This is a genomic window from Peribacillus sp. 05N428 (assembly GCF_056397085.1).
On sequence record NZ_JBFTMS010000036.1, the window covers coordinates 16,485 to 37,654 of the forward strand.

The 21,170-nt window shown below is 33.1% G+C and carries 26 protein-coding genes and 2 pseudogenes; 4 read left to right on the forward strand and 24 right to left on the reverse strand.

Going from position 1 to position 21,170, the window contains the following annotated elements; translation table 11 throughout:
- Positions 1-7: 7 nt before the first annotated feature.
- From AC1DIV_RS23445 to AC1DIV_RS23490, 10 genes are all read right to left on the reverse strand, one after another.
- Positions 8-367 carry a P27 family phage terminase small subunit gene (locus AC1DIV_RS23445; protein WP_340876374.1) on the reverse strand — a complete coding sequence of 120 codons (360 nt, stop codon included), beginning with the start codon at positions 365-367 and terminating at the stop codon, positions 8-10.
- A 145-nt stretch (positions 368-512) separates the two neighbouring features.
- Positions 513-737: a hypothetical protein gene (locus AC1DIV_RS23450; protein WP_116821441.1), complete on the reverse strand. Its 225-nt coding sequence runs from the start codon at positions 735-737 to the stop codon at positions 513-515.
- 18 nt (positions 738-755) lie between these two features.
- A complete protein-coding gene (locus AC1DIV_RS23455) occupies positions 756-1,112 on the reverse strand; it encodes a phage tail protein (RefSeq protein ID WP_340876373.1) in 357 nt (118 codons plus the stop codon).
- A 92-nt stretch (positions 1,113-1,204) separates the two neighbouring features.
- Positions 1,205-2,785 carry a phage major capsid protein gene (locus AC1DIV_RS23460; RefSeq protein WP_340876371.1) on the reverse strand — a complete coding sequence of 527 codons (1,581 nt, stop codon included), beginning with the start codon at positions 2,783-2,785 and terminating at the stop codon, positions 1,205-1,207.
- A gap of 5 nt (positions 2,786-2,790) precedes the next feature.
- Complete coding sequence (locus tag AC1DIV_RS23465; RefSeq protein ID WP_340876370.1) at positions 2,791-2,979, reverse strand: hypothetical protein; 189 nt, start codon at positions 2,977-2,979, stop codon at positions 2,791-2,793.
- Between the two features lie 663 nt (positions 2,980-3,642).
- Complete coding sequence (locus tag AC1DIV_RS23470; RefSeq protein WP_340876368.1) at positions 3,643-4,425, reverse strand: hypothetical protein; 783 nt, start codon at positions 4,423-4,425, stop codon at positions 3,643-3,645.
- A gap of 92 nt (positions 4,426-4,517) precedes the next feature.
- Positions 4,518-4,700 (reverse strand): hypothetical protein, encoded by a 183-nt coding sequence (locus AC1DIV_RS23475; RefSeq protein ID WP_340876367.1) that lies wholly within the window; start codon positions 4,698-4,700, stop codon positions 4,518-4,520.
- A gap of 606 nt (positions 4,701-5,306) precedes the next feature.
- A complete protein-coding gene (locus tag AC1DIV_RS23480; protein ID WP_340876366.1) occupies positions 5,307-5,819 on the reverse strand; it encodes a hypothetical protein in 513 nt (170 codons plus the stop codon).
- 189 nt (positions 5,820-6,008) lie between these two features.
- Entirely contained in the window at positions 6,009-6,533 is a 525-nt protein-coding gene (locus tag AC1DIV_RS23485) for a DUF6241 domain-containing protein (RefSeq protein ID WP_340876365.1), read from the reverse strand.
- A gap of 320 nt (positions 6,534-6,853) precedes the next feature.
- Positions 6,854-7,654 carry a hypothetical protein gene (locus AC1DIV_RS23490; RefSeq protein ID WP_477577505.1) on the reverse strand — a complete coding sequence of 267 codons (801 nt, stop codon included), beginning with the start codon at positions 7,652-7,654 and terminating at the stop codon, positions 6,854-6,856.
- A gap of 293 nt (positions 7,655-7,947) precedes the next feature.
- On the opposite strand from AC1DIV_RS23490, the gene AC1DIV_RS23495 reads away from it, so the two are divergent.
- Positions 7,948-9,078: a site-specific integrase gene (locus AC1DIV_RS23495; protein ID WP_340876362.1), complete on the forward strand. Its 1,131-nt coding sequence runs from the start codon at positions 7,948-7,950 to the stop codon at positions 9,076-9,078.
- A 56-nt stretch (positions 9,079-9,134) separates the two neighbouring features.
- Positions 9,135-9,662: pseudogene (locus AC1DIV_RS23500) on the forward strand (DUF3898 domain-containing protein); the annotation flags it as partial.
- A gap of 279 nt (positions 9,663-9,941) precedes the next feature.
- Here AC1DIV_RS23500 and AC1DIV_RS23505 read toward each other — a convergent pair.
- Entirely contained in the window at positions 9,942-10,199 is a 258-nt protein-coding gene (locus AC1DIV_RS23505; protein ID WP_340876360.1) for a hypothetical protein, read from the reverse strand.
- A gap of 197 nt (positions 10,200-10,396) precedes the next feature.
- Here AC1DIV_RS23505 and AC1DIV_RS23510 point away from each other — a divergent pair, with 197 nt between their 5' ends.
- Positions 10,397-10,636: a helix-turn-helix domain-containing protein gene (locus AC1DIV_RS23510; RefSeq protein ID WP_340876359.1), complete on the forward strand. Its 240-nt coding sequence runs from the start codon at positions 10,397-10,399 to the stop codon at positions 10,634-10,636.
- 637 nt (positions 10,637-11,273) lie between these two features.
- Here the strand turns inward: AC1DIV_RS23510 and AC1DIV_RS23515 are convergent.
- From AC1DIV_RS23515 to AC1DIV_RS23540, 6 genes and pseudogenes are all read right to left on the reverse strand, one after another.
- Positions 11,274-11,843, reverse strand: a pseudogene (locus AC1DIV_RS23515) (hypothetical protein); the annotation flags it as partial.
- Positions 11,844-11,936: 93 nt separating this feature from the next.
- Positions 11,937-12,074, reverse strand: a complete 138-nt coding sequence (locus AC1DIV_RS23520) for a hypothetical protein (RefSeq protein ID WP_340876358.1) — start codon at positions 12,072-12,074, stop codon at positions 11,937-11,939.
- Complete coding sequence (locus AC1DIV_RS23525; protein WP_340876357.1) at positions 12,071-12,415, reverse strand: YolD-like family protein; 345 nt, start codon at positions 12,413-12,415, stop codon at positions 12,071-12,073. Before AC1DIV_RS23525 ends, AC1DIV_RS23520 begins: the two co-directional genes overlap by 4 nt.
- Positions 12,416-12,501: 86 nt before the next feature.
- Positions 12,502-12,648 carry a hypothetical protein gene (locus AC1DIV_RS23530; RefSeq protein ID WP_340876356.1) on the reverse strand — a complete coding sequence of 49 codons (147 nt, stop codon included), beginning with the start codon at positions 12,646-12,648 and terminating at the stop codon, positions 12,502-12,504.
- A 45-nt stretch (positions 12,649-12,693) separates the two neighbouring features.
- Positions 12,694-12,867 (reverse strand): hypothetical protein, encoded by a 174-nt coding sequence (locus AC1DIV_RS23535; RefSeq protein ID WP_340876355.1) that lies wholly within the window; start codon positions 12,865-12,867, stop codon positions 12,694-12,696.
- A gap of 119 nt (positions 12,868-12,986) precedes the next feature.
- Positions 12,987-13,337 carry an endonuclease domain-containing protein gene (locus tag AC1DIV_RS23540; RefSeq protein ID WP_340876354.1) on the reverse strand — a complete coding sequence of 117 codons (351 nt, stop codon included), beginning with the start codon at positions 13,335-13,337 and terminating at the stop codon, positions 12,987-12,989.
- 109 nt (positions 13,338-13,446) lie between these two features.
- On the opposite strand from AC1DIV_RS23540, the gene AC1DIV_RS23545 reads away from it, so the two are divergent.
- On the forward strand, positions 13,447-13,665 hold the full coding sequence (locus AC1DIV_RS23545; RefSeq protein ID WP_340876352.1) for a hypothetical protein: 219 nt from the start codon (positions 13,447-13,449) through the stop codon (positions 13,663-13,665).
- Positions 13,666-13,733: 68 nt separating this feature from the next.
- On the opposite strand, the gene AC1DIV_RS23550 is transcribed toward AC1DIV_RS23545, so the two are convergent.
- The 7 genes from AC1DIV_RS23550 to AC1DIV_RS23580 form a co-directional block, all read right to left on the reverse strand.
- Positions 13,734-14,195, reverse strand: coding sequence for a putative toxin-antitoxin system toxin component, PIN family (locus AC1DIV_RS23550; protein ID WP_340876350.1), 462 nt, complete (start codon positions 14,193-14,195; stop codon positions 13,734-13,736).
- On the reverse strand, positions 14,185-14,331 hold the full coding sequence (locus AC1DIV_RS23555; protein WP_340876349.1) for a hypothetical protein: 147 nt from the start codon (positions 14,329-14,331) through the stop codon (positions 14,185-14,187). The genes AC1DIV_RS23550 and AC1DIV_RS23555 overlap by 11 nt, the downstream gene beginning before the upstream one ends.
- Before the next feature lie 435 nt (positions 14,332-14,766).
- Positions 14,767-15,189, reverse strand: coding sequence for an HNH endonuclease (locus AC1DIV_RS23560; protein WP_340876347.1), 423 nt, complete (start codon positions 15,187-15,189; stop codon positions 14,767-14,769).
- A gap of 402 nt (positions 15,190-15,591) precedes the next feature.
- Positions 15,592-16,416, reverse strand: coding sequence for a hypothetical protein (locus AC1DIV_RS23565; RefSeq protein WP_340876345.1), 825 nt, complete (start codon positions 16,414-16,416; stop codon positions 15,592-15,594).
- 25 nt (positions 16,417-16,441) lie between these two features.
- Positions 16,442-18,415 (reverse strand): hypothetical protein, encoded by a 1,974-nt coding sequence (locus AC1DIV_RS23570; RefSeq protein WP_340876344.1) that lies wholly within the window; start codon positions 18,413-18,415, stop codon positions 16,442-16,444.
- Positions 18,416-19,524: 1,109 nt separating this feature from the next.
- Complete coding sequence (locus tag AC1DIV_RS23575) at positions 19,525-19,704, reverse strand: hypothetical protein (RefSeq protein ID WP_340876343.1); 180 nt, start codon at positions 19,702-19,704, stop codon at positions 19,525-19,527.
- A gap of 689 nt (positions 19,705-20,393) precedes the next feature.
- Positions 20,394-20,978 (reverse strand): hypothetical protein, encoded by a 585-nt coding sequence (locus tag AC1DIV_RS23580; RefSeq protein WP_340876341.1) that lies wholly within the window; start codon positions 20,976-20,978, stop codon positions 20,394-20,396.
- Positions 20,979-21,170: the final 192 nt, after the last annotated feature.

Consider the following 21,170-nt stretch of genomic DNA (forward strand, 5'->3'; position numbering starts at 1 on the left):
ATAATTTTTATACTCTTCCAAGAATTTTAAGAAGCGGGTCATTACTCAAATCCTCCGGTTTAGCTTGTTCTTCTTTGAATTTCTGAGCTGCATCTAATCCAAGCAATTTGAAACTCTCGATAATTTTAGCTTGAGCTTTCATTGCTGTACTGACCGACGGATGTTCTTTTTTTCCATGAGGACCCATGACAGTATAACCATCTTGAAAAAGTTCACGTTCGCAAGCCTCAACTGTTGCTAGGTTAAATGCTAGTCGTTCAATTATGATTTGATTAGTTGGGTCAAGTTTTCCGATTTTCTCTAACTCTTTAACCACATAGTCAAAATAACGTATGGTAGTTTCATCAAAATGTTCAGGTGCTTTCATATTAATTCTCCTTTACATATTTATACATAAAAATAGTTTTTATAAAAAATTCTGGTAGTGAAAGTGTACCTATGGTGGTTATTACAGTACTTACACTGTTTTTGTTCTGGAGGATAGGCGGTACCCCTCATCCTATATAAATGTTTTATTCAAACCATCGCCTTATGAAACCATAAGAGACTTCGGCATTACCCATTGATCTTAAGGATAAGTTCACCCTATCTAACAGGTTTGTTCGTGTCATATCCTTACCCTTGTTCTTCATCTCATCTAAGTAGTAATCAATTAAGATTGTTGCAGCTGCAAACCTAAACTTATCTTCATCTATAATTCCACGTACTATTTGTAAATGATTTAGTTTCTCTTTCATTTGATGTTCCATCCTCTCTTACTTAACTACTATTAACTGAGTGCTTAAACCCTGTAATGATATGGGCCAGGTGCCTAACTCATTATATGGAATATCATTATCAAAAGTAGTTATTGCGCAGTTACCAAAGTACTTCATTCCAGATGGTAGGTCGATATATACATCAACATTATTTCCTTGAAAGTGCTCTTCTCTTAATGTTGCATATGCCTCACTATCAGTAACGAATGCTTTATTACAAGCTATTGAGAATACTTCTGTATCAGTGCTTTCTACTGAATGACTTAAGGTAGCATTTCGTTGGGCAGCTAATGCTATATTTGTTCCTGCTTTATGGATGTATACTTTGCATCTCATTCCTGATTTTTTTGCCATTCTTATTTACCTTCTTTCAATTATAAAAATAAAAAAGAAGCCAGAAATTAATCTGACTTCGAATGTGAAGAACTTCAAATATAGTTGAATACTTAAGTAGTAATAGTTAACTTAGCTAATGCATCAGGATTATAAACTGCCCCATCCATGTAGGCATCAAGAAGGAATCCAACTGAACCTTTAAGAGCTTGTTCAGTATCTTGAATTGTAATAAGCTGTGGATCTTTTTTAATCATAACTGCGTATCCAGCTTCAATATTTCCGAACACACATGGGACTTGTCCAACATCAGTACCATCTTCTAATGAGCTAGTAACTGTTAATTCTAAACCAAGGAAAGTATAAGTTGGACGGCCATTTACAATACCATTCTGCATATAAAAATGTCCTGCTCCATCTTTCAACTTAGAAAGTTTGTTAAAGAAAGGTCTTGAAACAATGAACGCTGAACCTTGTAGATATTCTGGATGAATTGATGTTACCATGTCAAGAATCTTATCTAACAATTCAATATCAGTAACTGCTATTGGTAAAGTAAACTTTCCAATCTCTTCATTTGGAACAATACCTTTAAAGTCTTCATCAAGCGTACCCCGAAGGATTGATTTTTCAACAGCTTTGAAGGTGCGTTTTGCTAGTAAGTTAGGGATATATTCAGCCATATTCATAGCAGAATCATTAATTAATTGCATTGTTAAAGCCATGTATGCTCCTACTCGCTTCTGAGCAAGGTCTATATGTCCAAGTTCGATTATACCTTCAGTTAGTGACTGTCCTTCGCCAACAAAGGCACCAGTTCCAACGGATGTTTCTCTAGCAATTCTTAATGTACCAGCCACAGATGGAAACTTACGAGCACGAGCAAATACTGGGGAACTTTCTTCTAGCTTCTCAACAAGAGTGTCAGCAACTGCTGTTGGAATTACAGCTCCGTTTCCTACCGTTGTTTGAATACCAAGTGTACGAGCCTCTTGAACTTCGCCTGCAACAAATGCATTAAAAGCTTGGCTTTCTAAAGTTCGTTTTTCCTCTACTTCATTTTTATAAGTGGTTCCATATCGATGTTCAGTTTTCATTGTATTGTTTATCTCCTTTTGTTTGTTAACTGAATTTTCAGTCTTTTCGTTAGACACTTGTGCATTTTTAGGAATATCAACTTCTTCTACCAAGTCAATTCCTCGGGCTTGTATTGAACTTTGGCTATATGCAGGGTTGCGAACTATCGAAATTTCGAACAGCTCCATTTGTTCAATTGTTCGTTCATAAAGACCCGATTCAATTGATCTCCAACTGTCTTTGATAGTACGAAAGCCAAAGCTGAGATTTTTCAAAATTCCCGACTTAACCAATTCATAATAATCACGTCCCCAAGATGTAGAAGTAATTGTCGCCGTAAAGAAAAGACCTTTATCATCTTCTCTTAATTGTAAGCTTCCATTGCGAGTGGACGAAAGAATCATTTTTGAATTGTGTTCTGCCAAAAAATCAATATCTAGTTTTGCATTTTGAATTGCACGAGCAAAAGCTCCTTTTGCAATCTTTTCTTTAAAGCGCTTAGTGACGCCTAGAGTCTCAGAAAGCTGTTCCGTTTTATTAACATATCCACTTACAGTCATCGTTCCGTCTCCATTAGAACGTAGTTCAGTTGAATTAGCACGCAGTTCCATTTTCATATTTTCTACTTCCCTTCTAGTTCTTCAAAACATTCAGCAGCTAAATCCTCTAGTATGGAATCTATGATAAAGTTTCCACTGCAAGTTCGGTCTTCTGCTGTACGAAGAACTTTTCTTTCTGAATTTTCTAGGGTATATATCCGTTCGTTTTTAACCCATCTATAAGTATTTTCATCGTTGTTTAAGTTCGACATGATATGTCTCCTTCGAATTAATATTTTGCTTTGAAAGCAAACTTAAAAAATCGTAAAAAAATAGCCATACCCGAAGGTATGACTCTTGATTTTCTACTTCGCTCGGATTTAGGCAAAGATCGTCATGGCAAGAATAGAAAGTTTGGCCATAGCATTCGTACAAAACGCCAACTGTATATATATGACCCTTTCGGGCACTAAATATTTCTGCTTCTCATAATAAACAACATCGGCAACTCAACTAAAATCAAAATCGGAGAAATTCATTTATGGCAACAAAAAACCTATGTTGTTTATTATAAGAATCAAATTATTAAGGAGGTTGAATGAATAGCCAACTTCTCCGAAATGGAAGAAAAGAGGAAGCTAACTAAACATTCAACTTAAATCATGAATATTAAAACTCTTAAGGAAAAACGTTTCACTCAATTACGAAAGAAACAGAGAGGAAAGAGAATTGGAATAAACTTATCTCTCTATAAATATATATACATATCTAAAGTGCTTGGTACGATATATTGGAAAATAATTGCTTTTAAAGCATTTTTTTATCTCCCTAATTCATATATATACGAGTGCTACATACTAGACACTTTTTCTGAAACTATTTCATAATAAAACGCAAGTGAGATTTGAAAACTTCTCAAAAAAATAAGACAGCCATTAGGCTGCCTCGGAAAAGCTAAAATATGAAGAAAAAATCTCAAGTGCTTCTATGGTAGGAACTTTAGAAAGGGTCTTCATAGGAACGCCAGTGTAATTTCTTTTACAATCTTTATAAGCTGATTTTTTAGCTTCTTCCTTGTAATCTTTTATTGTTTGAACTCTTTCCTCATTTGAATGCTCTTGTCCATCCAATGCGGTCATAAAATAGGAAAGATACTCAGAATATTTTTCTTCAACAAACTTTCTCATTTCAAGGTATTCTCGCTCGCTCAATTCTTCTCGAAATTCGTCCCCTCTAGAAACGGAGTAATAAACGTATTTATTAGGATCATGAAGTTTTGAGAATAATTCTCCTGTATCTTTATCAAAAGAATATCGTATTTCTTTCGGCAATTTTGGAGGGAGAATTTGATACTTTCTGAATAAATCAATGTACCTTCCGATTGTATGTCTTTTGAGAGTATCCGGTATTTCGTATCCTAAGTCTTCATAATCAAGAATCGTATAATCTTTTTGAAACAAAACTTTCAATATTTTTTCTGCTGTTCTTTCCTTAGGAAAAGAAACTTCGGTACCAGCTAATTTTTCGCAAAGCCTAATGAACTCAGATTTCTCTTGTTCTTTATAACCTGTAACAGTGTAAGCTTTGCTTCGTCCGACTTTAGTTTCTATATAATAATAGTCTTTTAGAAATTTTTCTTTATGAGATTTAAAAGAGGTCTGCTTTATATTAAGAGCCTCACAGATTTCTTTAGTGGCATAGGTTTTTAGTTCAATCATTTTGAATGTCTCCTCAGTTTTCTTAGAATGTGTGAATAGGTAACATTAAAAGTTACCAATATATATATATAAATGTATGGAACATTTCGATGTTACCTATCAGTGATTTTGGATAAATCTTCATGCAGCTGCAGGGATGATTCGAAAATATAAACCATGTAGCCAGGACTATATTTGTTCTTTTCAACTTTTAAAATCTTATGACCTAGCTCAGTTAACTTGATAGCAAGCGATCTTTTGAATATACGTTTTTTTGAAATTGGATTGTTTGACATTGGATGGTTCCTCCTATTTGAATGTTCTTCTGTAAATTAAAAAACCTTCCAGTAGTAGGAAGGTCATTCTTCGATAATTTGAAAAATTGGTGATGAAGCATTTTGAATTTTGTCCTTTAAATACGAGTAAATTAATCCTCGTGATATCGCTGATTTATTTAAATCATTCGATTTACAGTAGTTGGAAAATTCTTCATATAAAAATTCTGGAATTGAGAAAGAAATGGTTTTAGTTTGCATCTTGATAAAGCCTCCGTTTTAGTTGGATTTATTATATATATGTACTATATCCGATGCATGCAAAACGTAAATCAACTGGAGAAAACTTTTTTAGAATGAATTCTAGGGGACTTTTAAGAAGATTAATATATATCCATTAGTCAGATAATTAGAGTCCAGCACGGGTCAATTTGGAGCTTCTGAGGATAGGTATGAGGATTGATTAAAGATATATAATGAGAATTTTAATTACATCTTAAACTTATAGTGCTGTAAGGCCAAATAAAAAAAGGGAGATTTTCCGCTCCCTTCTCATAAATATTCATTCGTTATTATTTATTTCATCTGAAAAGAAAACCCGAAGGTCCCTTTTCATAATCTATTCATTTATTGTGGTTTGTTTTCATTCCAAAGTTTTGCATTTTCTTCAAGGCTTTCAACACGAGCGGAAAGATCTTCTAATTGTTTTTTCAATTCTTGATTTTCAATTTCCAAAGTTTCATTTCCCGTTTGGAGAGCATTGATTTCTTGTTCATATGTGCTAATTTTCCCTTTGGTTCCCTGAACTTCAGATGAAAGATTTCCTAACTTTTCATTAATGGCTTTGTCTTGGTCTTGAAGTGGTTTAAATTCATTCCAATACAGCATGTTTCTAAACTTTAAGAAACTGCCTGCAAGTTCATATCTTAGAACTGTATCATATGGTCTAAATTCATATCTGTTATACTCTGGCTGTTCAAATTTGTTTTTCATGATATTATAACCCAACACATACTGAACATCACTGTAGAAGGGGTCTGTCTGTTTAACATCTTGGGCAACCATTTCTGCTGATGCGTTAGATGTAATTCCTCCAATAATTCCTACTGCTAAAAGTAATCCAGCAATTTTCTTTTTCATAATGATTTTCCCCCGATGTTTATAAATATTTCTTTATTAACCGATTCTGTTTCAATCTGCAATATATTGTAACATTAGTAATAAAGCTTGTACGCAAATCTAGAAAATTACCAGATTTTTAACATAAAATATTGATTTTAAAATAAAAAATAAGCCTTGATGGGCTCGTCTTGATTGGCTCGTTTTTTGTTAAAAGTTATTATCGATAAATTCTGCTTCTTCATCCGAGTTAAGGATTCCAGTAGCTTTTCCAACAGTCCCATTTTGATAATCCCAAAAGTAGTTATGATCTTGAGCAACGTTGTCAAAGTTTCCTTCTTTCCAACCAGTTACGATATTTAACAAATCACCTTTAAGCATGAATTCGCTATCAGCCACAATCTCGTAAACTGCATTGATGTTTTCGGAATTCATCTCAATTGCTCCCCATTTCTCTTCTGCAATAACTTTTTGATGAGTCATATGGTGCATAACATCCATGACTTCTTCTTGAGTTGAATTTTGGGTAAGACCAGTTTCATCTTGTACTCCACCAATTTCTGCAGTTTGTTCATCCATGTCTTCTTCTTCATCCTTATTCAAAATTTCCACGGGGGTGGCTGTATTTTCACGCTTTGCTTCATAATTTTTAGCGTTCTGATACATTGTCATTACCACCGAGATAATTGCAGCAGCTGCTATAAGTCCAACCATTGACCATCTAAATTTGTTCATTGTAATTTCCTCCGAGTCATAGTTCGATTATCACTCATTTCAGTTACATCCTTTTATGGATAAGCTAACCATTATTATATTAACATATACTATTAACAAATAATCTTAAACTATTAAGTAACCATATAGATAGATATAAAATTTTTATCTTATAATAAAAAAATTGAGCATAAGTTATTAATCCTCAAAATCTAAATTGATTAGATGGGGTTAATAATCACTCTGTATTGGCCATTAAACTATTCCCTATATAAATTCTATATAAAATTTATTGGAAACCAATACAGAGCATCCTGAGACTTCTGGGTACTATACAAATCTTACCAGTTAATTAATTGAACATTGGAATCTTTTAATCTTTCTTCAAATATCTCATAAGGATCAATTTGTCCATGCTTCAATTGGCTTTTATATAAGGTGTTTTCTAAGCAAGTTCTAAAGTAAGCTCCAAAGTTATCTATATCAGGATTTGCTTCTACCTCTTTTAAGACCCTATAACAAACTTCTTTACTAAGTCCCCTGATTCGATATTCGTTAGTTAATTTAAAAATTATATCATCATTGTTAACTGATTCCTTGTTAACAATATAATCTTTTTTATCTTTATATTGTTCTTTTTTATTTTTCTTTTTAATACTTGAGCCCTTTTGTAAAGGCTTGCCGGTCCCTTTAGTCAAGGCTAGGGTTTCCCTTTTGTCATAGCTGGGATTTACTTTTTGTCTTTCATGCTCTTGATTTGGTGGTATGTTCTGGTCTTCCCTTTTTTCAGACTTAGGATTACTCTCCAATAGTAATTCATCTACAATCTTATCTGTGATGTGAAAATATTTTTTTGAAGGAACACCCATTACTTTTGTTGCTATGTAACCGGCGACTTCTAATTCTTTAACAGCCTTAAGTTGCTGTTTGTATGTCAAAGAAGTTTCTTTCTCTAAAGTTTCACTAGTTAAAAAGAAGAATTCTTTGTCCTCTCTTATAGTTAACATTCCTTTGCTGCCGAAACTTTCATAACTTGAACACAACTGTCCAAATATGATGGCTCCATTTACTGAYACAGAATGAGCTAAATCTTTGTTGTACATTACAAATCCTTTACCACTTAAAATTGACATTAATTTCATTATAGTCTATCTCCCTTGACACAGAAGAAGTAGATTTGCTACTATGTTTCATGTAGAAGTTTAATTCTTCTGCGATATTCTTAATAAGAGATGGTAGAGCCGCCAAACTCATTTGCCATCTCTTTATTTATTTTATTATAGCGAACGTATATTCGTACATAAAATTTTATATCTTTTAACCCTTTGTTTATGTTTTTGTTCAATCTCTGTCCGCTTAAAAATAATCATGTTAAAATATACCTAGGAAATCTTTTCAGGTTTAAAGAGCAGCTTTTAAGGAGGTTGTTCTTACTGTGAAAGGAAGTATAACTAAAAATAAACAAACAGGAAAATGGGATTTTGTCTTCAATGGTGGAATAGACCCTTTGACAGGTAAACGAAAGCAGATTCGCCGCAGAGGTTTTTTATCTAGACAAAAAGCTTTAGATGCTATGACACTAGTTAAATCTGAAATTCTTCAAGATGAATTTACTGATTTATCTTCATTAAGCTTAGAAAAGTTTATGATTGAATGGTTTCAGGAACGTAAAATCCAATTACAGGCGAGCACTTATGAAACTCAATATATTTATTTTAGAACTGTCATAAAGCCTCGCTTAGGTCATTTTAAATTACAAAAAATAACTCCAATGATTCTTCAAAGATTTGTAAATGATTTAGTGAAAGAGAACCATTATTCTGAATACACAATTCACCTTATATTCCGTGTCTTAAGTGCAGCATTAAAAAAGGCAACTATTATTAGACTGATCAAGACGAATCCTTCCATAGGCATTACATTACCTAAAATTAGAAAGAAGGAAATTGAAATATGGTCTCTTGAACAGATTAATTATTTTATAGCAGCCTCTAAACAGACTAAACGATTAACACGTTGCTTTGTAGGTTTCCTTATCGGTTTCCTATGTGGATGCCGTGAAGGCGAAATAATGGGACTTAGATGGAAAGATATAGACTTTGATACTAACACTATATATATACGTCAAACTTTAACTCAAAAGGCTGAAATTAAAGCAGGAGCAAAGAATAATTCTAGTGTTCGGTCAGTTAGTATTCCTGCAAAATTAATACCCGAACTTATATGTCACCGACAAATGATTATTGAAGAAAAACTCTTACTAGGTGAGAAGTATGAAGATAATGATTTAATAATTTGCACACAACATGGAACGCCGATGATTCCACGAAATTTCAGGAAAGAGTTTTACAATTTAACCGATAAAATTGGATTACCTCGAATAAAATTTCACTCATCTAGACATTCACATGTATCTCTTCTAATTCAGCAAAATGTAAACGTAAAGCTAATTAGTGAAAGATTAGGTCATGCTGATATTTCAACGACACTTGATATTTACAGTCACGTTTCGCAAAATATGCAGCAAAGTGTAGCAATTGAACTTGATAAAATACTTCAATTGTGACCAATTTTGTGATCATCGCAACCTAATACTAGTTGTATCAAAGGCTTAGATACCCTTTTCCATACATGCCCGAAGAAGGTATGGTCGAAGAAGGCGAACTGAAAATCCATCAGGCCTCACATGCCCGCTACTTCGAGGACTTCTTGAAATTCGTTGAATATGGCGAATCGATGCCAGAAATCATGAAAAACCAGGTCATCCACATGGTCCATGAGCATGTATCTGCTCAATTCGAAGAAAACAGTGACGAACTGCAGAAATTCGAACAGGACCTGGAAATCTGGGAAACCAGCGATAAGCGTGAAATCCAGGAACGTCTAGAAACACATCAGGTCGTCGAAGCCACAGCCCAGATTGTCGAACACACACCTGAAGCTGAATTACGAATGAAGCTTGGCAGTACATCTATCAAAGGACTGTTAGCCGATTTTGGCGACAGCATTCATTTAGGGAAGATTAATGGAAAATATGTATTAATGATAGAATCCGATACGATAGAGTTCGATAAAGGCGTTTCGCCGATTGAGTTTCATAGGCCGGATGATTTGATGGAGATTGTGGAGCGGATTAGTAGGAAGGTTTGAGGAAGGTTTTGTGAGCAAAAATGTGAGCAGTATGTGATCAATTTTAGACCCTTAAAATACTATTAATACTCTTAAATTTAACTACTAACTTCTATTTTCAATTAAGAAGTTATATATTTTTTTAGAAATGCATGCTTATCAAGAGCCTAAGTAAATACTGCTACTTAGGCTCTTTTCTTTTAGAACTTGTTTTCATACAACTTCATGTTCTTGTATTCCAAAGTTATAAATTTCCCCTTCCCTGCTACGTTTAGGTAGATTCTCTTTTTTCTCATAAGATTAGTTGATCACCCGGTACTCACAAACATAGTCAACTGAAGAATCATAAGGAAATTGTTCTTCATGCCATTGAACCACACCTTCTGCAGTTTCAACGTTGTATGTAAATACTTCACCTGTTCCAGCTGCATAGTCGTGTAGGTCTTCAATAGAAGCAAGTTGATATTGGAACCCTGCTTGCATTTCTTTTTCAAATACGATCCATTGTGCTTCGTTGTCAGTTACGAATACCTTTTTAGCTTCGATTGTTGTTGTCATATTAAATATCCCCTTTTGCCTTTCGGCTGTTTTTTGTTTGGATTTTTTCGTTGTCCGTCTTGCTGATAAGTTAACTATACTATATAGTATATATTATATCAACAATAAATTACAACTTTTCCAAATTATCTTTTTATGTTCTAGACGATATAAGATATAGTATAATTATATAAGTAAATAAAAGGGGTTGTATGAGAATGAAAACTACAGTGAAGGTCACTCCAAGATTAGGTAAAGTATTGAAGGAAAGAGGAATGACACAAGTTAAATTGAGTGAACTTACAGGAATCGCTCAAGGAAACATTTCAAGGTTTGATAAATTAGAAAGTCACAAGGATACTCATACAGTTTTAATCTCTAGAGCGTTAGGGATATCTATAGAAGACTTATTTGAAATTGAATTGATTCAAACAGAAGAAAACCACCAATCAAAATAAACTGTTGGTGGTTTTTTGTATAAAAGGTAATTTATTGTGAATAATACAATTGTAGCTTGCGTTTTAACTCATGAATTTCCCCTCTTTTGAGCTAAGGTGTATTCCATTGTTTAGTTTACTTTACTTCAAATTCAGCTACCTGCGGATCTACTCCATTCTCAAAGTTCTCATCGTTTGATGGACTGATTTGAAGTCTAATCTTTTCAATATCCTCTATAGGAGTATTAAAAATTACTCCTACTTCACTTTCTTTATTAACCTTGCCATAATAATTATCATCTTCACCTTCGTCATAATCGATAAAGTCATAGTTCAATGAGTCTACTGTTTCTTGTTTGCCATTAGCGAATACAGTTACCTCTTGAATGTTTTGGAAACTGTAGTCTTCATCAGATGTGTTTTCAGCATGTGATTTAATATATAGATATTGGAATTCATCTCCGACTTCTTTTTCTGTATACATGGAGATTCTATCTTGCTCATCTACACTTACATTAGATACCTTTTTAAAAGAGATTTCTTCAATTTTAAATTTGATTGGATTTGCATCATACTCTTTGTCTTTAGCTATCTCACGTAGCACTTCAACTTTTTGTTCTGGTTGATTCTCAGCAGAATCAGTCTCTTCTGCATCTTCCCCAAAAGCATCTTCAACTTGATCAAAGTTTGCTAATACAGCCTCTTTAAAGTTATCATCTGATACAATTTTATATTCTCCGTCTTTATTCTTCTTAAGATTTAACGTAACCTCACGAGTAACCCTTGGCGTATCCTCTGATTTGATATGCTTAAGCATGGATGATTCCATTAGCTTCTCCATTGCTTTATCAGCCTTCTCTGAATCTTCATCAAACGCTGTTGCAAACGCTACTGGCATTACCTCAGCAATCGCAGCCGTAGTTGCTACACCAACATCAACTGATGTAATTTCAACCTTTACCTTAGCCTTGTCGTCTTCGCTTGACACTTCTTTTGGTTTCTCAAACTTATAATCTTTAGCTATCGCTTTTAGAAACTTCTCACTACTCATTGATTCCTCTTCAGATTGTAACTCTTCCAAGCCTTCATCTATTTGTTTTCCTGCTTTTTCAAAGTCACTTTTTTGGAATGCTGTTAAAAACTCGTCAACTGTATCAGTTGGTTTTTCTGCTCCACATCCTGCTAATAGTCCTACTGAAACAACTAGACCAGCTATTACTTTTTTCATTTATAATCCCCCTAAAAATTACACTCTTTGTAATTTTACCATATTAATCTAATACTTTTGTATTGTTTTTTAATTTTTCCTTAACACTGATCCCTATAATGCTTCAGTTGAGAAGGTAATATTTCTCTCTTCTAATTTTTCTTGATATGCCAAATGCTCAATGTGTCCTTCAGCGACAAATGTTTTAGTTTCACCATTTTCAATCCATTTAATTAAATACATTTTTTTCATTCCCTTATCTCTACCGCTACAAAATCCTCAAACTTCACCCTGATAATATGTCCCTTCTCATTTTCCAACTCCAGATGAATCACCTTTGTAAACTGATCTAACCTATGTATCATCCCAACATACTCCCAATCAAAACCATCTTCCCAAACAGTAAACATTACAGGTGAAGCAAATTCCATAGCAGTGTGTATCTTGTTCTCAAACTCTTCTAACTGGTACTCATCTAATATCGGCTTTACTTGACGGTAATAATCCTTATTTACGTCATTTAATAATTTAACGTATTCAGGCAGCATCAAAGCAGGTTGCCATTTAAGCTTTCCACGATCTTTTATAGACATAAGAACATCTCCATTCATTCTATAAATACATTATAGAACACTTGTTCTTAGTTTAGTCAAAAAAAATGAAGGGGAAAATTTCCCTTCTATAGATAACGGAAATATCTTTCCTGTAAAAGTGTTTTAATTAACCCCTCTAAGTCCAGAGTACCCTCTTCAGTAGCTGTACCAATTCCCTCTATATAAGTGTATTCATCAGTATCAATTATTTTTAAGCCTTCTAGGTTGCGCATGTTTATTCCTCCAAATGTCAATCGATTACGTCAAAATTACATTATTCAGTTTTTCAATTCCTTTATTGCAAATTGGATTGCTTCTTCTTCACTATACTTTTCACGGCACAACTTCACAGGCATACAATCCTCAGCCATTAAGAATACATGATCATCAAATAACTGTAACTTAGCCTTTATGTAACCGGTTCGCTCAAAACTCAATTCTTTCAATTTCACAAAATCAGCCTCCCTCATAGCCTATATATTCATTATATAGGTAAAAAGTCCTCGTGACAGTATTGTGAATAGATTAGCAATTATTTTTTATTTGTGACAGAAAACGTAACAAACACTTTTTAATCAGAGTGTTTCTTCTGTATTTCAGATTCAATTCGAGTAATTACCTTGCTCATATTCCTATTGATATTACTTCCACTGAATCGTAGCGTTTTCCATCCGATTGATTTTAGGTATGCATCTCGCTTTCTGTCGTGCGCTTTAGCTTTCTTACTTGAGTGAAAAGCTTTACCATCACATTCAATAGCAATGCGATATTCTGGGAGTGCTACATCAATTCTATACCTTCTTATTGGATACTGGGTAGTTGCTTTGTAATCCCTCATCCACAATGCTTTCAGTACCTTCTTCTCAATAGGACTTTTACATTTGTCTAATTCCACGAAGTATGGGGGAATGTATTGATTCACCGTAACTCCTCTGCTTCTTCGTATGTCCAAGCATAGAAAGACAAACCCTGATATGACAAGTCCAAAAAACACCACATATTCTACCATTGTAAATAAAAGAGGGATTTAAATGTACGTTACTAAAGATGGTGACTTTCTTAAGTCTGATAAAGATTTTGAAGCACATCAGCATTTACTAACAGCTGTTCATGTAGAGTATTTAACAGAAGACAAAGCCGTTCTTACAACTGGTTTTATTCAAGAATTTACTGATGACTATGTTAAAATTAATGATCATCATTATAACCGAAAAGAACATCTATTTGTATCTCGACCATTTGCTAAATAATATCATTCTCACATACACAAAAAAGCACTGACCATTAAGGTAAAGTGCTTTTTTTATCAACAATGCTATCAACTAGAAGGCTCAGGTGAATATCTAATTTGTAAATATTGGTGTGGAGTACACGGCAAAAAGGGTACTTTTTTCAAACCTAATATCCCACTTTTAATATCAAACGTTACTAAATGAGTAGCATTTCCTGCAAAAGCAGTGTCCACAAACATTTGGTCATTTTCATCATTGATTAGCAATTTATTAATTTTATGCTTGTGGTAATTTGTATTTATAGATTTTCCCTGTTGGAATAGTTGAGTTGCCGCATAGAGCACATCTTGCGCATCTTCAAGTTCTAATCCTGATTCATTGCACGTTCTTTTTAAAATATAAAACAATTCACCAACTGTATCTTGAGAGAATAATAGTCGAATGTCTAATTCTTCAAGATTGGTCAGCAGATGACAACTAGCGTTTTCTTCCGGACCAAAGAAACTTTCAACAAAGACATTTGTATCTACAACTAATTTATCTCCCATTTTTATACTCATCCATTAATTTTTTTGCATCCTCATACGTATATCCGGTCTTTTTCATATGCTGCTGCATTACACTTCTTATTTTCTTGATAGCTTCTGATTGCGTCATTGCTTTTTTATCCTCCCCAACTCTCATTTTCTTTACCTCCCGTTTAGTAATTTGAATACCTAATCAAGCGGATTAATAATCCCTGTAATTATTATACCATATTTTACCTTCTTTTTTTAATTTTTATCCATTATACTATTCAATAATCCTTCAAATAAATTTTCGCTTCCAGTATAGCAGTCAGAGCATTCGGAAACACCCTGACTGCTGTTATTCTATGTATCACTTATGTATTCTATCGTGATTTACTATGTAATATTTATCAGCTTTATTACTTCCTAAGGAATTAAGCTATAATCAGTAAATTCTTTATTTCCATTTCTATATTAAGATTTCTCCTTATACGATACTCCAAGAATAATATTTTGAATAGTTCTAGCACATGTCCCATATTTCTCTGCCTGACTTTTGTAGAATTTCACTTTACCACCAGTCCGATTTTCATAATCGCTTCTAACCTGTCTAGATATCCATGTTTAAATCTTTTCGTTTACTCATGTCAGCTAATACTTCTGGAGTATACTGTGACGCTCTGTCAATTAACCTTAAATTTTCTATATTGTTATTCTTAGGATTGCGGTCAATATGGTCGATTTCCATCTTCTGACCATATGCCCTCCAACTTTTCCAGCTACCCCAAACGCACGAAAAAACAGCCTCGTGTTCGTGAACAGGAATAGACTTCCCTTTGTTATTTAACAATTTAGTAAGTAAATACCCCCGATCACCAACACCTATCGCATCAACCAAAAGCCATCCTTGTTTCTTCAGACACCATATTTTCCCTAGTTGTGGATGAACTAGATAACCGTCAAATTCAGGCAACCTCATCATCTCATGCTTTACTTCCTCAAAACTCGGTAATTCTTTTACTGCTTCTTTCATTTTACATTCCTCCACATATTTTTTTAGCGTATAAACGTTTGCCTATACACTTATTGCAGCACCACATAATTTAACGCATAATAAAATCCAACTAATTAATAGATGGATTCTATATACGCTAAATTGAGATGTGGAGTCTCCAATAAATGTACAGTTCACTTTTATCCAGTTCATCAAAAATAATAGCTTGCAATCGGGATCACCTTGATGTATTATTAACATAAGAATTAATAATTACGGAATCGTATGAACTTTTTTATTTTAAAAAAAACAATAAAGAGAGAGAAATCATTGACTATCTACTTCGACTTTAAGATACTTTGTCGTTCGGCCACATAATGAGTACTCTTGTGTTTCGCCATCCTCTCCCATTAGGGAATCAAATTAAGAAAAGAAAAAGCCTTACCCAGCAAGGGTTTGAAGGCTTTTCAATGAGTTATTTTTGGGATAATCAACACTTTTTAATAGATTAAGAAATGTCGTTCTGTGATTACGATATAAGGTATTCAATAAGTGGACGACAATACCTGACAAGTCATTTGTTTTCTTTAATTTTGTTCCATCGTACTGATCAGCAATCATCTTTAAAATTTTATACATAGTTGCTTTCCTGATGGATTTTTTAGCTATCTTGGCATCAAGTTCATTATAAGAATCTTCTATTAATGTCTGCCTCTCCTTACATTTCTTCCCTTCCTTGTCATCTCCTGATGATTTTATTTTGTTAATACCCTTGGTAAACTCCTTTAGTAATTCAATAATATCCCCTATTTGCTTATCGTCTGCTTTCCCGCCTAACTCCTCGCTACTTAGATCGAGTAGTAAATCACCAAAAGGTAAATTTTTACGATAACCCCCTTTTTCAATGTCATTATTAATATGGTTAATAAGTAAATCCATTGGACAATAATATTCAGTCATTTCAACATCTGCAGTGGAGACATACTTCCAAAACATCGGCTTATTTCGAGTAACTAATTTGCTCTTACCCTTTTTATTCAATGCACTTACCTTAGCCTCTTTACAAGATCTAATATTTCGTAATGCCTTATCCACATTAACCTCTACAATCTTTTTACTGTAATCGATGGCTACATTGGATAGCACTACACAGACGGCTACATTTTTCAATATCTTTTCAATCTTCCTCTGTCTCTCCGGTGTATCTGGTTCTGTGTTTTGTATGTCCCACAGTACACTAACTTGAAACTGTGCAGCATTAGTCACTTCACCTATCCACCCCTGGCTTTTACTAGTTCTCCGGTCGATTTCTGCTATATTTATTGGCCAACTCAACAGGATTAGGTTCCGATACAATGGTATTCAGGATAATGGGATAACTTCTATTTTCCAAAGTTTTATTTACCATACGATTGAAAACATTTGAATTAAATATCAACACCGTATCACTATCCATATCCATTCCGTTCAGTTGATCTAAAATAGGACTCTTTATGCTATTAATCACCACGATATTATTTGTTAAGTTTAGATATGTATTATAAAACTCATTATCTACGTTAATTGACTTAAAGAAGTTGTTTTGACTGTTATGTGGGTTACGGACGAGTGTATATTCTTTCTCATAATCATATAGCTGAGTATGTATTTGATTGTCTTTTAACTCACTTATTAACTTATGGCCATTACCACTTATCAAAGAGTGTAGCATTAATTCAGGGCAAGATAACACAGTGCAATAATCTGCCTCTAAACGTAATTTTCCACCCTTTACCTTGGTACGATAGTTACTAATTTGTTTGGCACGATAGTCTCTAAACATTCGTGTACGAACAACTTCAGGATTAATATTATAGATATCAGAAAACATTTGATAAGCATTTGTTATTTCTTTATTTTTAATCAGGTAATTGATGAATGGTTTCTCATCAAAAGTGCCACTAGCATCTTTTTTACCTTGTAACTCTTTAATAAAGTCAACCTCGAACGCTGCTAAGTCCTCGATATCTTGTTTTTCCACATCTAGCGTGTTAATCATTTGATATGAGGTAAATGACCTGTCACCATGTTTACTGGCCTTCTCCGATTTACAAATACCCATAATATTTCTATCTGCACGAACACGATTACACCAATTTGCATATGCTTCTTTTTCATACCCTTTACCAGCAAATTTAAGGAATTTTAATGAGCTAGGTGTCGTCAAAAGTAATATATCCTTGGCGAATACCACATTTCCGAAATTGTCCGTTAGCTTCCACTTTGTATAATTAGGGTTAACTGTGGGATCATAGTTCTGTTTTTCAGGGTTTGTCATCTCTTTATGTATATCCTCTAAATACTTTTGAAGATTACAATTAAATGCACATGACTTAAAAAAGTGTGATCGAAGTAAAGCCATTCCCTTATTACCTCGATTAGCCATTTGCATCAAAGAAATATCAATGAGAGCTTGACCGTCCCAAATATTATTTTTAATTTTAGCTTTCTTATTAAATTTAGCTTTTAAATCATTACCTACTTCAATGGCTGGATATTCAAATTCACTAAACTTATCATCTATAACAAAAATATTTTTAGGGTTAATCTCTATGATGGATTCTAGGCTAGATGAGACTAGACTCTCATAGGCACAAAGAGACGCTACATCAATTTTACCGATTAAACTTAGTCCCATATGTGACCATTCTTTCATTGGCTCATACAATTCATCCAAAATCCAAAGACCCTGTGACTGTCTAGATTTTGATGCTGTGCGTTTATAAAACTTATAATGCCTACCTTTAAAGTTGATTCCGTTTATGTATAAGTGATTCCGCAAATCATCTGCTTTTATTTCACGATAAATTACATTATCCCTATCCACTTTGATACGTTTATAATGCCCTTTGACAAGATCAGATTTATTTTCCAAATAACTAATCGACTTTTCCAATTTATCAATCATCCGTTTATTATTAGATAACTTTATTTCTTTTTTGTTATCCCTTATAGTCTTCTTCAGATGTTTAAAATGGTTCAGTAGACGAGACATTAGGTTTTCATAACCTCTAACAGCCGATGTGAATTGCTTACCGTTTTTCATTTTATTTTTAAATTTGATATTGATTACTGTATCAGTTTGAAATTTAACTTTTCCATTTTTGGAGATTTCATTTTCAATAAACCTTTTTTTATGTGCGCGTAACTTTAGTAATTCAAGTGACCAAGGAATCATGCCGACATATTCATACTTAGTGATATTTTCTAATCCACGTTCACTCATATGATTGTTTCTGCCTCTATACTTGGAATGTACACCGGCTTGTTTACCTTAACAATTTTATTATTTACCATTAAATCATTCTCCCCTTTGCATAATTGTTTAATTTGACCATCTCTGACCAATGAATATTATTTAACGAACCTCTTCCCAACACATTGAGAAAAGTTTATTGATTATGTAAAAATTAAATTTAAAACTTATGATATGAATAATGTAATTCCACATTTCGAAGCGTATTTTTTCGAAATTGAAATACTGTATATTGTTTTATCTTGTATGTATATTAATATTAAATTGTATACTACTTACAGTACTGCCAATGCTGCACTAGGAGTACCGCACCTCTGCATTCTAATTTTCTACTTCTGCATTGTTAAACGCTACCTCTGCATGTAGAGTACTTAGAGAAAACCCTTGTTTTTAGTGGAGCATATCAGCCACAAAATAATGATTATTATAGCGGTCATATTGCAGCTCATCGTCTATTCATGAGTTGGTTCCAATTTATGTTTGACTATTTTAAGCAACTTCGCTTTCTTTAATTGCTTATTCGCCTCTTCCACTTTTGATCTAGATATACGAAACCTCTTAGTCATTGACTCAAAACCTGAAAAACAATAATCATGTCCGTTCCCATCTAGGCTTTTATTGATGCGACTCTTATAGTAGAAAATTTGTCTAAATGCATAGGTATCAATCTGATCGTTAGTATGTAAAAATTGAAGCTGATAATTTTGTAAATGTTCTATTTTCTGCGATTGACTCATTGACCACGATATTTATTTGCCCTTTTGTGGGGACTTTCTCAATTTTGTTCTTAATTAAATCCAAACTATGTAAGTGGTTAATCCTCTTTTTAAAAGTTCTCGTGTCGGTTATCTTCAAAAAGTTCATCAGTTTACGATGATCCAAATTCAATATATTTCCCTTTTCCTTGGGATTTCTAAAATGTAAAAAACAAAGTCGTGTATACATTGCAAATTCATCATTGCTTAAGTAAATATCCTCATTCCTAACAATGTGAGTAGGCACATGCACGTATAACTTTTTCTTTTGAGCAGTTTCTTCTATACGCATCCTCCTGTTTAATTGTTTAATTGAATAATTAATTAATTTGACGCCTGAGTATGTTCTTTCATGATATTATCAATTTCGCTACATCTCGGATATAGCCAAAACTTCCTATCGGATAGGCTAATTGCTGCAGTAAGATACGAATAGCCTTCACGTTTGATTTTTCTATGTAGCACCACATCATAACAAAATATTAGATTTTCTTTTTTCACCATGTTCACACCTCCTTTCTATACTATTTGTTGACCTTTTATAAACTTGTTGATATAATTCTTTTTATAGAAATGGCCCTTTCCACTTGCCTTTCTTATTCAAAATACTGAAAAAAGAATATAGGAAACTAAGACAATACCAAAATGGTCTTGTCATTTTGTCGTTTCTTCCTTACAGTTCTAATTGTAGCGGTATTTTTTCATTTGGCAAATACGAATTGATAATTATTTAAAAGTACATAAAAACTTACTTCATTCTTTATAATTTCATTTATCAATGGTGTTTTCATGCATATTATTAAACCTTTTATTCATTCACATTTACGTCTCCTCAATTGAATTATACTCTGTTGTGAATCTTGATCTTGCTGTTAAAGTAACTATATTCCCTTTCCTAATGATGGTCAATACCCACTAATTTCAGTATTTAAAGTGCCATGTATAAAATTATTCACTACAAGTGTAATTTCCTCCAAGTCCAATACGTAATTAACATTATAGGTGGTATTCAAGTAATAAATATACAATTTAATGAATAAAAATTTATTTTTACTCAACTACATTTTTGATATTTATACAAAGTGGAATAAAAAACTTACATGAAGTCAACAATATTTCTCAAAATAAAAAGCCTCTAAAATTAGAGGCTTTTGGAGTTAGTATAGTTCTATGGACACATTTTAGTTAAGTCCTTACAATGATTTTTGATTATTAAGTAACCTTTTTGCTCTTATTTTTGAAAAAATATCTATCAACCAAATTAAAACTATATATAATAGCCAACTTGTAACAATGAAGGATAAAAATCGAAAAGATAGCAAACCATTCTCAGATCCAGTAAAAGTTGCTTTGTGAGTAGAATCCCACTGAGTTAAACTTACACCACTACCTATTGCTGCAAAAAACCAAAAAAAACTCCAAAATGTGTATGCAAATTTCGAAACAAGACCCTGTTTTTTTATCATTATATAATTCAATATAATAATGAAAAAAACATAAGTTATTAAAGCATAAAAAGCCCAAAGGTAATACTTTGGTTCTTCTAGATTCCACCCCATTGTAGCACAAATATATCCAATGATGATTAAGGAAACACCTATGTTTATATAGTATTTATTTCTCCTAGCCACCCTATCTTTATGGAATGAATAGAAGCGTAGCGACACTATATCTTTCAATTTCTCAAAATCCATTTGTTTCAACAATCCTGAAGTAAGTGTTAATACCGCACCAACAATCTGCAATATATTGCCTAACATATTATCCAAATCTTTCATTCCCCATTTAAAATACTCCCCTTTACATTTAATCTTAGTTTATTATACTTTAATTTCTATTTATTAAGAGTTACTGATTTTCATAAACAAAATCTTCAAATGTGGTAAGGCCGGAAGTAAAGGTCTATGGAAGTTAAATATTTTCAAACTTTAACGAACATAAATACTGGCTGTTGTGAGGTAAATTGAAAG

Excerpts from the sequence above, each read along its gene's own strand:
- AC1DIV_RS23575 (WP_340876343.1), bottom strand. The coding sequence starts at position 19,704 with ATGGTGAAAAAAGAAAATCTAATATTTTGTTATGATGTGGTGCTACAT.
- AC1DIV_RS23555 (WP_340876349.1), bottom strand. The coding sequence starts at position 14,331 with ATGAGAGTTGGGGAGGATAAAAAAGCAATGACGCAATCAGAAGCTATC.
- AC1DIV_RS23570 (WP_340876344.1), bottom strand. The coding sequence starts at position 18,415 with ATGAGTGAACGTGGATTAGAAAATATCACTAAGTATGAATATGTCGGC.
- AC1DIV_RS23530 (WP_340876356.1), bottom strand. The coding sequence starts at position 12,648 with ATGCGCAACCTAGAAGGCTTAAAAATAATTGATACTGATGAATACACT.
- AC1DIV_RS23550 (WP_340876350.1), bottom strand. The coding sequence starts at position 14,195 with ATGGGAGATAAATTAGTTGTAGATACAAATGTCTTTGTTGAAAGTTTC.
- AC1DIV_RS23475 (WP_340876367.1), bottom strand. The coding sequence starts at position 4,700 with ATGTCAAACAATCCAATTTCAAAAAAACGTATATTCAAAAGATCGCTT.
- AC1DIV_RS23470 (WP_340876368.1), bottom strand. The coding sequence starts at position 4,425 with ATGATTGAACTAAAAACCTATGCCACTAAAGAAATCTGTGAGGCTCTT.
- AC1DIV_RS23485 (WP_340876365.1), bottom strand. The coding sequence starts at position 6,533 with ATGAACAAATTTAGATGGTCAATGGTTGGACTTATAGCAGCTGCTGCA.
- AC1DIV_RS23465 (WP_340876370.1), bottom strand. The coding sequence starts at position 2,979 with ATGTCGAACTTAAACAACGATGAAAATACTTATAGATGGGTTAAAAAC.
- AC1DIV_RS23545 (WP_340876352.1), top strand. The coding sequence starts at position 13,447 with ATGTACGTTACTAAAGATGGTGACTTTCTTAAGTCTGATAAAGATTTT.
- AC1DIV_RS23455 (WP_340876373.1), bottom strand. The coding sequence starts at position 1,112 with ATGGCAAAAAAATCAGGAATGAGATGCAAAGTATACATCCATAAAGCA.
- AC1DIV_RS23520 (WP_340876358.1), bottom strand. The coding sequence starts at position 12,074 with ATGAAAAAAATGTATTTAATTAAATGGATTGAAAATGGTGAAACTAAA.
- AC1DIV_RS23480 (WP_340876366.1), bottom strand. The coding sequence starts at position 5,819 with ATGAAAAAGAAAATTGCTGGATTACTTTTAGCAGTAGGAATTATTGGA.
- AC1DIV_RS23445 (WP_340876374.1), bottom strand. The coding sequence starts at position 367 with ATGAAAGCACCTGAACATTTTGATGAAACTACCATACGTTATTTTGAC.
- AC1DIV_RS23450 (WP_116821441.1), bottom strand. The coding sequence starts at position 737 with ATGAAAGAGAAACTAAATCATTTACAAATAGTACGTGGAATTATAGAT.
- AC1DIV_RS23560 (WP_340876347.1), bottom strand. The coding sequence starts at position 15,189 with ATGAAAGAAGCAGTAAAAGAATTACCGAGTTTTGAGGAAGTAAAGCAT.
- AC1DIV_RS23580 (WP_340876341.1), bottom strand. The coding sequence starts at position 20,978 with ATGAAAGATTTGGATAATATGTTAGGCAATATATTGCAGATTGTTGGT.
- AC1DIV_RS23510 (WP_340876359.1), top strand. The coding sequence starts at position 10,397 with ATGAAAACTACAGTGAAGGTCACTCCAAGATTAGGTAAAGTATTGAAG.
- AC1DIV_RS23505 (WP_340876360.1), bottom strand. The coding sequence starts at position 10,199 with ATGACAACAACAATCGAAGCTAAAAAGGTATTCGTAACTGACAACGAA.
- AC1DIV_RS23460 (WP_340876371.1), bottom strand. The coding sequence starts at position 2,785 with ATGAAAATGGAACTGCGTGCTAATTCAACTGAACTACGTTCTAATGGA.
- AC1DIV_RS23525 (WP_340876357.1), bottom strand. The coding sequence starts at position 12,415 with ATGTCTATAAAAGATCGTGGAAAGCTTAAATGGCAACCTGCTTTGATG.